Origin of the sequence: Pseudomonas sp. I8001, assembly GCF_013385345.1 — a bacterium.
Lineage (GTDB): Bacteria > Pseudomonadota > Gammaproteobacteria > Pseudomonadales > Pseudomonadaceae > Aquipseudomonas.
On record NZ_JACAQC010000007.1, the window covers coordinates 496,131 to 511,824 of the forward strand.

Consider the following 15,694-nt stretch of genomic DNA (forward strand, 5'->3'; position numbering starts at 1 on the left):
CAACTTTGGAATGGGATTGAATGTGGGAGCGGGCTTGCTCGCGAATGCAGGCGACGCAGTATTGCTGAAGAACCCCCTAGCCTTTGGGCTTTTTCTTCGGCTTCAAATACTTGGTCAACCCCTGGAACCAGATCACCAGCGCCGGGTTGCCCTTGATCTGGATCGACTTGTCCTGAATCCCCGTCATGAACGCCAGTTGCTTGTTCTTCGCCTGCATCGTGGCGAAGCCGTAGGCGGCGTCTTTGAAGGCGATGGCAAACGCAGGCGCGGGATGAACACCCGAGCGGCTGGTAATGCGCTGGTCTTTGACGATGAAGTGACGGGCAACCTTGCCGTCGAGGGTCTGCAACTGGAACGCCAGGTCCTTGTCACCCAACTGCTGCTGGAACGCAGGGTTGGTGCGGCTGGCTTTGCCCATCAACAGGCCAAGCATCCAGAGAAGAAAACGAAATTTCATGCACACGGCCTCAGTGTAATTATTGGGTGGCCGCAGCAGTTTAACGATTTGTGCAAATAACGCTACCGATCTCCCGTTTTAGCAGGAGATCGGCTGGCGTTTAACGCTTATAGCAACAACTTTCCTCAGACGTTAGGGCAAGGAACCGGTGCCCAATCCGCCAGGTTCGGATCACGGCAAGTGCCTTCGATCTGCGCTTTACCGGCGCTGGCAACCTGCTTGCTTTCAGCTTGCTTGGTCTGGGCGGTCTGGATGGTTTTCTCGGTGGCTACGGCTTCTTTCGGCACGGTTGGCAGTACCGGCTTTTTCGCGACTTTTACCGGCTTCTTGCCTTTGGCTGGCGTCACCACCGGCGTGGTATCGGCAGTCGCAACAGTGACCACGTCAGCACGTTGTACGCCCACTTGTTGCAGATCCTGCTCGTACGCCTGGGTGTAGTTGTTCAGGTCTTCGCTGGCCTTGCCGTTCACCGCGACGATCAGGTCGTTGGACTCTTTCAGGCCCGAGACGATTTCTGCCAGGCGCTTGCGGCCTTCAACGTCGTTGACGGTCTTGGCCTTGCGGTCGGCCACCAGCTTGGTGAACGCGCTCTGGTAGCACTGCTGGGACGCCTTGGCGTACGCGGTGCTGCGGTCGATGTCCGAAGCGCGCTTGTTGACGTCGGTGGCGTAGGAGGCGATGCGCTGGTTGTCATCGGTGATCTGCTTCTGGCGCTCGGTGTAGTAACCCGCAGCACCACCGGCCAGGGCGCCGCCCGCTGCACCGATGGCAGCGTTGCGGCCGCGCTTGTCGGAGTCGCCGGTCAGGGCGCCCAGCAATGCACCACCGGCCGCACCCAGGGCGGCGCCGGTGACCACCGACTTGGTCAGGTCCGAATCGGTAGCACGCAGGTGCTGCACCGGCTCGTAGCAGTTCGGGTAGTACTCGACCTTGGTGGTCGAGGCGACCTTGTTGGTCGGCGACGTTGCGCAACCGGTCAGCACCGTGCTGAAGCCTGCGGCAATCAGCAGCAGATGACGCTTGGAAACCGCCTTACGGGAAAAAATCATCGTTGTGTTCTCTTTTAAGTTTGACTTGCCCAGCACGGCCCACCGCCGCCTGAGTCCCTTCCAAGCTCGCCGTACAACCAGCGGTCAAGACCGCTGACCGCTCGCTGCGAGCAATTCCTTCAAAATCGTCGCCGGGTCGGCCCGCTGTTGCTTGCGGTAGTTGCCCACATGGCGAACGAATAACGTCGCACGCGTCACCAGGCTCTTGCCCAGTACCGGCTTGCGATCCAACTCTTCCTTGATCCGTTGAAACTGCGCCTGGATCACCGCATCGGTGTAGCGCGTGCCGGTGGCCAGGTTGTCGATGTAGATCGCCACCGCGCCGTCCAGCGCACTGCGCCCATTGGTGATCGCCGTGGCGAACAGCTGCGCGCTGGCCTCGTCCTTGGCGTCGATGGCCTGTTGGCGGCTCTTCTGCAAATTGATCAGGCGGATGTTGTAGTTGTTGATGGTCTCGGCCACCAGGGCCGCGGACTGAATCAGGTTGCCGGCCGCTTCTTCGCGCTGCTGGGCGATCAGCGAGACGTTGCGCTTGAGCTCTTCGTTGACCAGGCCGAGCTCGGCTTGCAGGCGCGGGTCGACGCTGGCGGCAATGATGCTGTCCAGGCGCTTGGTCGGGTCCTGGGCGTCGTCGATGGCATCGGTCAGCGAGGCCAGGCGACCTTCCTTCTGCCACTGGGCGAACAGTTCCTTGTAGCGCGAACGCGGTGCCGACAAGGCGCCAATCGCCACGCGAAAGCCGGTGGTCTCGTTGCTTTGTTCGGTGCCGTCGGCGGCAAACAACGGGTACTCGCGGCGCATGCCGGTGAACAGCGTGCCCTCGCCTTCCAGGTAATTACCGCCCTTGACCACAAAGCCGCCGTAGGTGCCCTGACGACGCCCGGCGTGCACCAGTTGGAAGGATTCCTGGACCATTTCCGCTGCGTTGCCGATCACATCGAACATGCCGATCGGGTTGGGCAGCTTGGTGCCAATGGGCATCAGCCGTGCGGCCTGGCCGGTGCCACCCGCGACCTGATTGAACACCGCGTAATCGGCAAGGGGGCCGTCGCTTTCGCTGCCCTCGGTACGCCGTGGAAACAGCCGGCCTTCAAGGTCCTGACGGCTGACCGCCTGGCCACCGCGCGCGGCAAACTCCCACTCCACTTCGGTAGGCAGGCGCACAAAGCCCAGGCCGCCGTCATCTGCCGAAGCACCGCGACCACTCACCGGCAGCAGCTCGCGGTGGTATTTCATCAACCAGGCGCTGTACACCGCCGAGAAGCGTTCGGCTTCAAAGCGCGACAGCTTGACCTTGGGCAAGCGCGCCGCCATCCCGGTAGGTACATCGCACGCCGGGGCGGGTTCGCCACTGGCCAGGGATTGCGCCTGGGACATGACCTGCGCATATTGCCGCGCAGTGACTTCGTACTTGCCGATGAAGTACAGCATCGGCTTGAGCGGGGTCTTGGCGTCGGTCTTCGGCATCAGCGGCGCAATGACCTTGTTCCAGTCCTTGGGCAGGTCCTTGAGGGTGAACTGGCCGTTGATGAAGTCGCGGCGATAACCGGAAATGAACGACTGCTGATAGCCCGCTTCACCTTCGCTGAACGGGTAGCCGAGGCTGATCTCGCGGTCATCCAGAGTGCCCTGGGCCAGCACGTAGGCATAGCGGAACACCATGTTGCCTTCGCAGGGCAGCGGCAGGCTGACGTCATCCGGCAACGGCTTGGGGTTGTCCAGCTTGTCGCTCGCCTCATCGGCCCAGGCCACACAGGACAGGGTCAGCGCCATGGCGGCGCCCAGTAACTTATACATCTCTGATTCCTTCAGAAGCCTGGATACGCGCCACACGCCAACCACCACACGCCGCCGCCACGGCGCTGACGCCGAGGACAGCTGCCAGGGCCAGGCCGTAGTGACGCGCCAGCAGGTGACTGGCGTATTCGCCCGGCACCTGCACGAATAATTGGTTCAGGCCGGACTCTGCCAAGCCATATAAAAGCCCACTCAATACAGCGGCAAACCCCGCGCTGTAGAGCGCCTGCAACACCACAAACAGCAACAACCCGGCGGTGGAAAACCCCAACAGCCGCAATACCGACAGCTCCCGACGCTTGCGTGCAACCGACGCCAGCGCCCCGGCAAAGATCGCGGCAAACGCGCCCGCCAACGCCAGCCCGGCGATGATCCAGAACACGATCGACAGGTTGCGGCTCAACGACTGCACCTGGGCGATGGTCTGGGCCTGGGTCGACACCAACAGATTCTGCCCGGCGAAATACACCCGCAGCGGCTCCACATCCACCAGGCGCCGCGCATACAAACGGAACGCCGGGTATACCCGTTGCTCGCTGACGCCCATCGCATCGCCGTCCCAGCCAAACGCCGGCACCGCGCGGCCATCGCGATAATCTTCCGCTGCTTCCAGCAAGCCCAAGGGTGCAAACAATCCATCCCGGGCGAAGGCTTCCAGCGGCGCTACCTGCAGCACTTGAACCCGCAGGCGTTGCGACTCGATGCGCCCCGCCACCTGGCGCCCAAAACTCGCCTCCAGCCAATCCCCGGCCTTTGCCCCGAGCTTTTCGGCAGCGGTGTGGCTCAGCACGATCTGATCCAGGCCCTTGGGCATCGGCAGGCCGGCCAGCAATGGGTCGTTGGCGGCGGTCGGCAGCATCTCCACCGTCACCGCCCCCAACTGCGCCGTCGCCGCAATCTGCCGGGTGCGCGGCAAGGCGAACGCCACGTCGCTGCGCTGGCGGAGCTGCTCGACAAATTCACTGCTGAATCGACCACCGCCCAACGGAATAATTTCCCGGGTGGCCGGGTCGTTCTCCAAACGTTCGGTCAAACTGCTAACCAGTCCAAATTTCAGGCCGAACAACACCAGCAACGGCGCGATCACCGCCACCAGCGCCAGCACCGAACACACCGACAGCCACGCATCGTTGCGGTAATCCTGCCAGGCCAGGGAAGCCACCAGGGCGATACGCATCAGCACGCCTCCCCAAGGGTGGCGGTGACGCCGCCGTCGGCGTCGCGACGGCAACTGATGCGCCGCACCTGCAAGCCGCTGGCCCGGGCCAGGGGTTCATCATGGGTGGCGATCACGCAGCACGCGCCGTTATGCCGGGCCTGGGCCAACAGCGCCTGCATCACCCGCTCGGCGTTCAACGGGTCGAGCGCAGCGGTGGGCTCATCCGCCAGCAACAGCTGCGGACCGTGGGCCAGGGCTCTTGCGCAACTGACCCGCTGACGCTGGCCGACGGACAACGCCGCCGGCTTCTTGTCCAACTGATCAGTGATTTCCAACTGCTCGGCCAACCGCGCCACGCTGCCGTCGTCTTTCAAACCCAGGAGTTGCCGCGACAACGCAATGTTGCCGCGCACATCGAGAAAGCCCAGCAGGCCGCCGGTTTGCAGCACGTAACCCAGGTGCCGACTGCGTAGCTCCGCCAGCGCGCTTTGCTGGTCACCACGCCAAAGCCCGGCAATGTCGACGCGGTTGAAATCGAACTGCCCGACCTGGTCCGGCGCCAACACCAGCGCGAGCAAATCCAGCAAGGTGCTCTTGCCACAGCCACTCGGCCCGACCACCGCCAACTGTTCACCCGCACGCAGTTGCAAGCCCGGTATCACCAGGCTGTAGCGCTGGGCACCAACGCCCCGGCTCTTGTGCACTGCGCTCAAGTTCAGCATTACGGCAGCGTCGACAGCGGCACGCGGTACAACGCATCACCCGGCTCGGCATCGCCGAAACGGACCCAGTTGGCCACATCGTTATGGAAGGTTTCGTAGAGGCGGATCTTCGAATCCAGCTCGTCGATAAAGTCTTCCTGCTCGGCCACGCTCAACGACAGCCACAAATCCTGGGTCATGTTCAGCGACTTGCTGCGGTACGGCAGGCCTTCCAGGTATTCGCCAAGGATGCCGCCGTCCGCCAGGTTGCCGCCCTTTTTCAAGGCCTGTGGATCACGGCTCATATAGGCCGAGGCGCTGGCGATTTCCTGGAAGAAATCCTTCGGTGAGGTCTGGGTTTTGCGCGCGGCGTCGACGATCAGTTTCAAGGACTGCTGCAAATCGTTGAGCTGCAATTTGGTCAGCATCACGCACACCTGAAAGGCCGGCAGCGCGGTATTGGTCAGGTCGCGATCGGCGGTCCAGGCACTCACCAGTTGCGGTGCCTGGCTCGCGGTTTTGCGGCCAAGGAAATCCATGTGCATCGCGTAACCGACGGCGGCGGATTTGTCCGCCAGGGTCGGCGCGGCACTGAGCAGCGGCACCGGCTGCGGCGTGTTGCTGCGCACCTGATGCACCAGGTTGGCGAACACCGTGCCGATCTCGTCGACCCGCTCGCCGAACTTGCGCACATCGCCACCGGGCACCGGCGTGTACAGGTCGCCGATCTGCGGGTTGGCATCGGCGGTCAGGGTGCGGTACTGGGTTTCGGCGCCGCTGTGGGTTTTCTTCCCGGCGTCGGTGCGCAGGTGCAAGGCGTAGATCTTGATCTGCTTGCCCAGCGCCGCCTGGCGCACTTCGGCTTCGTTCATCTGAGTGGTGGCGAACGGGTCGTTCTTGCGCAGCGCACCGGCGTCGGTCACCAGCAGGATCAAGCGCCCGCCGTAGCCGGACCAGTCCATGCCTTCCACCGCCTGCATGACACCGGCGAACGCGTCTTCGTTGAACGAGTGGCTGGACACCGTCGACGCTTTGACCTGCCGCGCCATGTCGAGGAAGCGCTGCGGGTCGCGCCCTTGGTCGAGGGTGATCAGGGTCTTGGCCACATACTCCAGGCCGGGGGTTTTCTTGATGCTGTTGCGAAAACCCACCAGGCCAAAGCTCACGCTGTCCAGTTCGCCACGCTCGGCGATGCGGGTTTGCAGCTCGTGGACCACGTCGCGAACCTGGTCGATGTAGGGCTGCATCGACACCGTGGTGTCGACCACCAGCACCACGGCCGTGCGGAAGGCATCGGCGCTGGCGTCGGTCACCGGCGTTCGAGCGACAGCCTTGGCGATGACATCAGGTGTGCTGCCAGGGTCGATGGAGGCGACGTTGAGCAGCTGCACCGGCTGGCCGTTTTCGTCGAAGCTCTCCTTGGAGTCGAAGATCGGCAGCAAATAGAACTGGTTCTGCGGGACGGCGCTTGCGGTCGGCTCCAGGGCCAGCACCTGCTGGTTGTCCTCGGTGTTTTTCTGCACCTTGAGCAGCAGGTTTTTCGCTGCGGCAGGATCGGCCAGCAGCTTTTCCACTTCCGCAGATTGGCGCAGGAACATCACCGGCGCCCGGCCCGAACGCTCGGTGAACTTGAGCACCAGGCTCTGCTTCCAGTCGCTGGCTTGCGCCGCCGGCAGCCAGCCGTCGCTGCGCCCGTCGGTGGCGGCGCCAACCCGTAGCCAGGGGCTGCCGTCGACGTCCTTGCGTTGGTAGACATAGAGCACGGAAAACGCCGGCAAACCTTCGCCAGGCGCCCCGCCCGCTTCGTGGGAAAGCTTGGCGCCGGGCTTGCTCAGTACCCGCTGGAACAAGGTTTTCTTGCCGGCCATCAGCAACGGGCGTTGACCGCCGTCAACCTGCGCCGCTACCGGTTGCGCGGCAGGCGGCGCGATGGTCTTGGCCGCCTCGGCAACCGGCGGCGCGGCGGCTGGCGCGTCATCTTTCAACCACCAGTAACTTGCGCCCGCAATTGCCAGCGCGACCGCCACGGCAACTGCCGCCAACGCCAGCACCGGCCCACGGTTTTGTCCGGCCACGGCAGAGTGTTGCGTCGGCGTCACCACCGGTTGCCGCACGGGTTGTGGCTGCGGCTTTTCGGTCGGGATTTCGATGGAAACCGGCGTGAGTCCGGCCAGGTCATTCGAGACCGCCACCGGAATCGGCAGAGGCCGAATCAACGTCGCCTCGACCTGCTCCTCCTTCGGCAACTGATCCAACGCCCGCAACAACGCCGACGCATCCGGGAAGCGTTCCGCCGGGTCTTTGGCCAGCAGCTTGCGCAGCACCTCCTGATAACGCCCATGGTGCACCGGCAACTCAGGCAGCGGTTCAGTCAGGTGTGCCAGTGCTGTGGAAAGCGCATCGGTGCCGTTGTAAGGCAGCTTGCCCACGAGGATTTCATAGAGCACCACGCCCAACGCATACAGGTCGGCGCGCCCATCAATCTCCTGGCCCCGGGCCTGCTCCGGACTCATGTAGCTCGGCGTGCCGACGGCAAATCCGGCCTGGGTGAACTGCGTGCGGTCATCCAGGGACTTGGCGATACCAAAGTCCGACAACACCGCCGTGCCATCCGCGCGGAACAGAATGTTCGCCGGCTTCACATCGCGGTGTACCAGGCCCTGGGCGTGGGCATAACCCAGCGCCGAGGCGATCTGGCGGATATACGTCAGCCCTTGCTCCGGCGTCAGGCCCGCGGCGATGCGCTCCTTGAGCGTGCCATTGGGCAGGTATTCCATGGCCATGTAGTACAGCTCACCGACATTGCCGATGTCATGGATGGTCACGGTGTGCGGGTGGGAGAGGCGCGCCAGGGTCTTGCCTTCGCGCAGGAAGCGCTCGCAGAAGCTCGGGTCGGCCGCCAGCGCAGCCGCCATGATCTTCAGCGCCACCTTGCGCTCCAGGGAACGCTGGGTCGCCAGGTACACGCTGGCCATGGCGCCAACGCCGATTTCGCCTTCGATGTCGTAGCCGGGAATGATGATGTTCATGTCGACACCTTCACAACGATGGCGGTGATGTTGTCCGGCGCGCCGCGATTGAGCCCCAGGTGCACCAGGCTGCGGACGATTTCGTCCGGCTCGGCATGGCTCAGTACTTCGCGGATCTCGTGGTCTTCGACGGTCTTGTTCAGGCCGTCGCTGCACAGCAGGTAACTGTCGCCGGGGGCGATCAACAGGTCGACCGACGACAACGCCAACTGTGCTTCCACGCCAATCGCGCGGGTGACGATATTCGCCCGTGGATGCACCCGCGCATCGGCTTCGCTGAGCAGGCCGCTGTCCTGCAAGTCCTGCACGTAGCTGTGGTCGCGGGAAATGCTTTCCAGCAGGCCGTCGCGCAGGCGATACAGGCGGCTGTCGCCGGCCCACAGGCACACGCCGCGCAAGCCTCGGGTGGCGAGCAACACCACGGTGCTGCCCATCATGGTCACGCCACGGTGGGCGGTTTCTTCGCGCACCGCGCCGTTGACTCGCAGCAGGTCGCTGCGCAACGCCGCCGTGTATTCCTCAAGGGAACGGCCCACGGGAATGCTGCGCAGGCTGTCGACAATCAGGCTGCTGACGTAATCCCCCGCCGCGTGCCCGCCCATGCCGTCGGCCACCACCCACAGGCCGTTTTCCGGCAGGTCGAGGCAAGCGTCTTCATTGACTTGGCGAACCATGCCGACGTGGCTTTTGCTGGCGGATTTGAACGTGGACCGCATCTACACAACACCTTCTTGGCCGAGCAAAAATTGCGCAAAATCGTCGGCAGCAGGCAAGCCCTGACACCGCATTAAACCGGGAGAAATCTGTTGCGAACCACGGCCCCACCACAGGCTCGCGCCTTCGCAGGCCTGTTCGGCAAGCGCAGTCATCCGCGCCTGCGGGTCTGTGGCGTTGACACGCTGCAAGCCCGCAAAGCGACTACCCAAGGTGCGAGGTTGGCAGGCTGGAGCGCCGAGGGATTCGATCCCGCCGCTGAAACCTTCGAAGCTGGCGCCGGCGTCCAGCGTGCTCAGCAACAACTCTTCCACCTGTTCAAACCAGGCGTCCGGGCCGCCAACGACGGAGGCCGGGTCGGTGTCGTGATCCAACAGCGCAGCCACCGTCAGCGGGAAATAGCGCCCCACCCGGTCGATGCTCGGCATCACCACGCCCACCGCCGCGTCCGGCCCGCACACACCCGGCGCCAACACGAAGCGCCACAATGGGCTGACCAGGTAAGCATTCAGCCAGTCAGCCCCGAGGCGGGTCTGGCTGGCGAGCAATCCGGACGCCAGCCAACTGTCCCAAGGGCCGATAAAACTCTGGGGCAGCGCGCGGCTGACAAAGTCGCCGCGGCACGCCAACTTGCCGTAGAAACCCAGCGTGGTCATAGCCGCTCCGGCAGGCTGAAGCCGTTAAGCACGCGGCTCTTGAACGGGTTGAAGGCACTGTTGGCCCGCAACTCGTAGGAGATGCTCGCGCCGTCGACCCGCAGACGCAGGTTGAAGCGGTCCGGCGAATTGCCGGCGGTCAGGTCCGATTGCTCCAGCAGACGAAACCAGGCCCACGGGCCGTCCAGCGTCACGCCGGAGCGCCCGCTGGCTGACGGCGGCATGATGGAAATGCGCACCACGCCAATGCTGCCGGGATTCGGCCACTGCATCGCGACCGGGCGGCTCGGGCCGTGGTCATAGCTCAGTTGCTGGCCGTCCAGGTCCAGCAGGAACTGGGTGATGGTCGCGTCCATCGCCACCGGTTTGAGTTCAAAGCGCACGATCGGCTGGGTGCCACCGGCACGGAAAAACGCATCCCGAATGGTCGCCGCGCGCTGGAAGGTTTGCAGCACGCCCGGCGCGATGCCGAGCTTCTGCGCCGCGCCCGGCTGCCAGCGCCAGGTTTGCGTGGAGGTGTCGACGTAAGGTTGCAGGTACTTGCGGAAGTAATTGTCCATCACCCCGCCCACCCCGAAGAACTGGCCGAAGTCATCCAGGGTCGCGTCCCGCGCACTGCCGGGCGACATCGGATAACGCCCGGCCAGGGACTGGCGATACACGTTCACCACTTCGCTGACCCACGCCGCATTCAGCTGGTTGCGCACCCCGCCCATCATGCTGTTGGTGGTGGAGTTGACCACTGACTTGACCATGCCCTGCACCAGCGGCGGCTGGCGTTCGGCATTCAGGCTGACCCGCGTGGCCGCAGCCGCCGCCTGGTTTTTTGCTTCGCCGAGCAACGCATCGCCGCTGGCACCGACCATGGCGCTGACCTGCACATACAACGCATTCATGTCCGCCAGCAGGCCATCAATGGCCGCCGGTTCACCTTCGTTCTTGCTGACGATGCTGTTGAGTTCGGCGAAGTGCGCCGTCACCGGATCTTCACTGGCCGCTGGTGCATTCGCAGTTGGCTGGTCCTGGCCAAGCAGGCTGCCGAGGCGTTCCTTGAGCTTGTCCACGCCACCTTCCACCGGCGCGCCCTTGGCGGCCAGCAAGCGTTCTTCCGCTTGCAAGTCGGTCTCTTTGGAGACCGCCACCAGCAGCTTCTTCAGCGGCGAGGTCGGCCCGGAAATCACCCGCAAGACGTCGGCCGCCTGGGCCACGCTGGTGATCGGCACAAAGTCGATATCCGCCAGCAACGCATCCCACTGGCGTTGATAGTCCTGGAAGTACAGGCGGCGCACATCGGCGGCGAGGCTGACGACGTTTTGTTGGTCGGCCTGCTCGCGGCCCAGCACCCATTGCTCTTCAGCGAGGGTGCCGGTCTGGTTCAGGCTGGTCAGCAGGAAGCCCTGGCGATAACCCTTGGCGGTGAAGAAACCGCTCAACGGTTCGCCCAACGGCTTGCCGCTCTTGCGACTGAACACCAGCGCGGCATCGCGGCCCGCCGCTTCGTTGATGCGAAAGTCCGGCACGCCTTCCGGCAGTTTCTGGCGCTTGATGCGGTCGTAGACGCGCTGGGCCACCGGCAGTTGCTGCAGTTGCCGGCGCAGGTCGTCGATCAAGCGCGGGTCGAGACGGGCGCTGGGCGGATGCCGCTCGAACAAGGCCTGCAAGTGCCCGATCAGGGCCTGCCGTTGGTCCGCCGGCAGGTCGCGCGGCAGGTTGCGGTCCCAGTCGAGGGCGATCCAGGCCTTGATGAAGTCCGGGTCGTAATGCTCGCTGTCGGCGAGCATCAGGTAGGCCTTCAAGCCTTCATAGAGGAAGTCGGAATTGCCGCCGCCGTGCAGTTGCTCTTCGATGCGCGTCACCAAACGGGGCGCGAACACGGCGATCAACAGCTTGCGGTAGACGCTGGAGGATTCGGCTTCGAGCATGTCGCCCTGATACAGGCCCAAGCCTTCGGACCAGCTCGGCGAGTCGCCCGCGAGGTTCTTCACGGCGTTAAGCAGGGGCAGCACCGCGAGTACTTCGCGCTGTGCCGGGCTGAGGTTCTGCACGGTCTGGCCCAACGGCGCGACCTTCTGGTCAACCTGGGCGATGTAGGCCTGGTTGGCGCGATAACTCACCCACCACAACGTGCTGACGACCAGTACCAGCGCCACGGTTGCGGCCAGCACACCCCGGGCAATCCACTTGCGACGGCGCTCGACCTTCGGGTTGACGCCCACCAGGCCACGCTCGGCAAACGCCACGGCGGTGAACAGTTTTTCGATGAAGTAACTGCGCCCGGTGCCGGTCTGGCGCGCCAGGTGCTGGCGGTCCAGGTTCATGCTCTGGGCCATGGCGCCGATCAGGCGGTCAATCGGGCTGCCTTCCTGGGTGCCGCTGGTGAAGTACACACCGCGCAGCAAGACGCGCTCTTCAAAGGCATTGGGTTTGAACACGCCTTCGAGGAAGCCTTGCAGGCAATCCTTCAACGCGCCGAACTGCTGCGGGAAACCGTAGATCAGGTCGCGCCGCGCCGGGTCGCGTTCCTGTTGCAGGCGCTCCACCAGGCGCTCGTTGAGGCGCTGTTCCAGGCCGGCGAACTCGCTTTGCAGATGGGCCAGCGGGCTGTCGCTGTTCTTGCCGTCGTCCAGGGCGAAGGTCATGCCCCACACTTGGGCGCGCTCTTCCTTGCTCAGGTTGTCGAAGAACTCCATGAAGCCCGGCACCAGGTCGAGCTTGGTGAGCATCAGGTAGATCGGGAAGCGCACGCCCAGTTGGGTGTACAGCTCCTGGATACGCAGGCGGATCGCGGCGGCATGGGCGGCACGCTCGGCGTCGCTGCCCAGCAGCAGGTCCGAGAGGCTGATGGCGATAAACGCACCATCAATCGGGCGCCGGGAACGCTGCTTTTTCAGCAGGTCGAGAAAGCCCAGCCAGGCGGCTTTATCCACCGTGGAGTTGCTGTCCTGGGTGGTGTAGCGGCCAGCGGTGTCGAGCAATACGGCCTGATCGGTAAACCACCAATCGCAATTGCGCGTACCGCCCACGCCCCGTACCGCACCGGCACCCAACTGCGCCGCCAAGGGAAAGTGCAGCCCGGAATTGACCAGCGCGGTGGTCTTGCCCGAGCCCGGTGGGCCGATGATCACATACCACGGCAGCTCATACAGGTTGCGGCGCTCGTCACCGCCCAGCTTGGCCTTTTTCAACAGGGCCAGGGCTTCGTCCATGCGCTGGCGCAGGGTCGCCAGCTCTTCGGCGGTGGCGACGCTGGCAGGGTCTGGCGGGGTTTCCGCCGCGAGGCTGCGCATCACTTCGGCAGCCTGGCGCCGGGCCTGGATAATCCGGAATACGCGGTAGGCAATCCACACCGCGAACACCAGGATGATCAGCGCCCAGCGGCGCCCTTCCGGCACCAGCACATCGAGCAACGGGCCCACAAACCAGATGATCAGGCTCAAGGCGATCAGGCCCAGCAGCGGGATCACCCAGCGAATCACAAAACTGAAAAACGCCTTCACTCGACGCCCTCCGCCAATACGGTGATTTCTACCCGGCGATTGCGCGCACGGCCTTCGGCTGTGGCGTTGGTCGCCACCGGCTCGGTGTCGCTGCGGCCTTCGGCGCTGAAGCGTTCCGGCTGGCCGGTCTTGGCCGCGAGAATCTCCAGCACCGACTTGGCCCGCGCCTCGGACAGCGCCCAGTTGGACGGAAAGCGCAGGGTCGCAATCGGACGGTTATCGCTGTGGCCGGTGACCCGCACCTGGCCCTTGACCTTGCGGATGGCGTCGGCAATACGCAGCATCAGCGGCTGGAAGTCATCGACGATGCTGGAGCTGGCCGAGGCGAACAGTTCATCACCACGGATGGTCACCACGGAGCGGTCGACGGCATCTTCCACGGCTACGCGACCGGCCTTGATGTCTTCCACCAGGAAGCCTGCCAGACGCGGTCGCTCAATGATTTTCGGCTGGGCCACCGGACGGTCGATGGCCTGCACCGGGATCTCCCCCAGGGCATGAATATTCTTGAACACCGGCTCGGCATCCGACGCCAGTTTCATCCGCAACCCGAACAGCAATGCCAACAGCAGTGCCAGGCCGATGGCCACGGCGATCCACGGCGGCATGAACTGCGCCAGGCGATCACGGGCCACGGTCACGCCGCGCCAATGGGGTGACAGCTCGCGCTCATGCTCGCCACGGGCACTGCGAATCGCCGCAGCGGTACGCTCGCGCAAGGCTTCCAGCTGGCTGCGGCCATCGTTCATCACGCGGTAGCGACCTTCGAAACCCAGGCACAGGCACAGGTACAGCAGTTCCAGCAGGTACAGGCGTTCCCGCGGGCTTTGCAGGCAGTGATCCAGCAATTGGAAGACCTTTTCGCCGCCCCAGGCTTCGTTGTGCACGGTGATCAGCAGGCTCTGCTTGCCCCAGTCACTGGCACTGCCCCACGGCGTACTCAGCACGGCTTCATCGAGGGCGGTGCACAGCGCGTAACGCGCCAGCAGCACATCGTTGCGGGCCACGCCGGCCGCCTCGGCACGTTCTTCGAACTGGCGCAGGTAAGCCAGCAACTGCGCACGCAGGCTCGCTGGCGCAGGGTGCGAGATCGTGTTGCGCAGGCGCGTCAGCAGCGACAACAACGGGCCGGCAGCGCTTTCCAGCGGGTTCAGGCCCTGGGCCTTGCCGGTCAGGATCGGCGCAGCGGGCATCGACAGCGGCGCCGGCTCTGCGCGAACAGGCTCCGGCGCGCGGCCACCGGGACGCGGCATGAACTGGGTGCGGTCATCGTCATTCGGATGCATCGCGGATTACCCTCGGATGGCCCAGAAAGCCAGGTTCAACCCCGGGAACTGGCCGGCGATGTGGAACGCAAAGCCACCGGAATTACCCAGTTGCTGCCAGTGCTCGCTGCCCCGGTCCAGCTCGTAGTAGGTGGAGCCTGCGTGGTACGGAATCTGCCGTGGCGCCACCGGCAGCGGCAGCAGGCCGATGCCCGGCAGTTGCAGGTTGACCAGGTCGCGGATGTGTTCCACCGAGCCGACTTTGCTTTGCTGGCCGAAGCGTGCGCGCAGGGTTTCGCCCGGCACATCGGCGCGCACCACCAGGATGAAACTGGCGCTGTCGATCAGGGTTTTGTCGGCCAGCATCGCCACGTGCACGCCGTAGGCTTTCTCGACAATCGGGATCGGCGTGGCCTTGCTGTCGATCAGCATCGACAGCGCCTCGCGCAGGGCCTGCATCACCGGGGTGAAGCTCAAGGCCAGGTCGTCATGCTGGTATTGCGGGTATTCGTGGGGGCGGCGACCCGTGGTGGAGAAGGTCGAGAACTCGCCGGCCAGGCTCACCAATTCACTGAAGAAACGCTCCGGGTGCAGCGGGCTCAACTGACTCAGGTGCTGGATCAGCGGCTGGGCGCGGTTGACCAGTTGCAGCAGCATGAAGTCGGCAATCTCCGAAGCACCACCGGCGCCCGAAGCCACCACGCGCCCGGCCAACGCTTCGCCGCGCTGGTGCAGCAGGCCCAGCAGTTCGCTGCGAAACGCGGTCAGCGGTTTGCTGGCCGTCACGTCGAGGACCGGCGGGATGTAGCTCTCGTCCAGCACCAGGGCGCGGTCGGCGCGTTTTTCCTTGATGCGCACCAGGCCAATGGCCGCGTAATCGCTGATCCCATCCTGGGCGGTCAACAGGCGCAAGGCGCGGGAGCCGACCGCCACCGGCGCACGGTTTTCGAAGGGCGCGTTGTCGTCGCGCACTTCACGCACCTGGCTGACATAGCGCGCGGCTTCCAGGGCCTCGCCTTCGTCGACGGTGTCGCGGGCGCCGGCACGCTTGAGGGGCAACGCCAGGTACACCAGGCCATCGCGCAAGTTGTCGTCGATATTCAGCGGGCTCGGCGCCAGGTCGTCCTGGGGGATATTGAACGGCGTGCCATCCGGTAACAGGCCACGTGCCGAGACGATCGCCAGCTTGCCCTGGGCCAGCAGGCCCTGGTCGATCAACAGTTCGGAAAAGCCCCAGGCCCCCGCCGACAACGGGCGGCTGCGCGCATCGATCAGGTTTTCCAGGTAACGGTCATGCTGCTGGAAGTGCTGCGTTCCGATGAACATGCCTTCCGACCAGACCACGCGATTGTTCCAGGACATGGGGGCTC

At 64.4% G+C, this 15,694-nt stretch carries 11 protein-coding genes; all 11 read right to left on the minus strand.

Features of this window, described 5'->3' with window-relative positions; genetic code table 11:
- Window positions 1-76: 76 nt before the first annotated feature.
- The 11 genes from HX839_RS06880 to tssK all read right to left on the minus strand — a co-directional run bounded on the left by HX839_RS06880 (window position 77) and on the right by tssK (window position 15,686).
- The gene (locus HX839_RS06880) at window positions 77-457 is read right to left on the minus strand and encodes a hypothetical protein (RefSeq protein ID WP_008439448.1); all 381 of its coding nucleotides are present in this window, start codon (window positions 455-457) and stop codon (window positions 77-79) included.
- A 125-nt stretch (window positions 458-582) separates the two neighbouring features.
- Window positions 583-1,506, minus strand: a complete 924-nt coding sequence (gene tagQ, locus HX839_RS06885) for a type VI secretion system-associated lipoprotein TagQ (RefSeq protein WP_003213311.1) — start codon at window positions 1,504-1,506, stop codon at window positions 583-585.
- A gap of 84 nt (window positions 1,507-1,590) precedes the next feature.
- Complete coding sequence (locus tag HX839_RS06890; RefSeq protein ID WP_003213313.1) at window positions 1,591-3,303, minus strand: SUMF1/EgtB/PvdO family nonheme iron enzyme; 1,713 nt, start codon at window positions 3,301-3,303, stop codon at window positions 1,591-1,593.
- Entirely contained in the window at window positions 3,296-4,480 is a 1,185-nt protein-coding gene (locus tag HX839_RS06895) for an ABC transporter permease (protein WP_177066883.1), read from the minus strand. Before HX839_RS06895 ends, HX839_RS06890 begins: the two co-directional genes overlap by 8 nt.
- Window positions 4,480-5,184 carry an ABC transporter ATP-binding protein gene (locus tag HX839_RS06900; protein ID WP_008439454.1) on the minus strand — a complete coding sequence of 235 codons (705 nt, stop codon included), beginning with the start codon at window positions 5,182-5,184 and terminating at the stop codon, window positions 4,480-4,482. Before HX839_RS06900 ends, HX839_RS06895 begins: the two co-directional genes overlap by 1 nt.
- Window positions 5,184-8,192: a serine/threonine-protein kinase gene (locus tag HX839_RS06905; RefSeq protein WP_177066884.1), complete on the minus strand. Its 3,009-nt coding sequence runs from the start codon at window positions 8,190-8,192 to the stop codon at window positions 5,184-5,186. The genes HX839_RS06900 and HX839_RS06905 overlap by 1 nt, the downstream gene beginning before the upstream one ends.
- Window positions 8,189-8,908 (minus strand): PP2C family serine/threonine-protein phosphatase, encoded by a 720-nt coding sequence (locus tag HX839_RS06910; RefSeq protein WP_003213320.1) that lies wholly within the window; start codon window positions 8,906-8,908, stop codon window positions 8,189-8,191. The genes HX839_RS06905 and HX839_RS06910 overlap by 4 nt, the downstream gene beginning before the upstream one ends.
- On the minus strand, window positions 8,909-9,562 hold the full coding sequence (gene tagF, locus HX839_RS06915) for a type VI secretion system-associated protein TagF (protein WP_102370167.1): 654 nt from the start codon (window positions 9,560-9,562) through the stop codon (window positions 8,909-8,911).
- Window positions 9,559-13,059: a type VI secretion system membrane subunit TssM gene (gene tssM, locus HX839_RS06920; RefSeq protein WP_177066885.1), complete on the minus strand. Its 3,501-nt coding sequence runs from the start codon at window positions 13,057-13,059 to the stop codon at window positions 9,559-9,561. The genes tagF and tssM overlap by 4 nt, the downstream gene beginning before the upstream one ends.
- Entirely contained in the window at window positions 13,056-14,345 is a 1,290-nt protein-coding gene (locus HX839_RS06925) for a DotU family type VI secretion system protein (RefSeq protein ID WP_008439459.1), read from the minus strand. The genes tssM and HX839_RS06925 overlap by 4 nt, the downstream gene beginning before the upstream one ends.
- A 6-nt stretch (window positions 14,346-14,351) precedes the next feature.
- Entirely contained in the window at window positions 14,352-15,686 is a 1,335-nt protein-coding gene (tssK, locus tag HX839_RS06930; protein ID WP_003213330.1) for a type VI secretion system baseplate subunit TssK, read from the minus strand.
- Window positions 15,687-15,694: the final 8 nt, after the last annotated feature.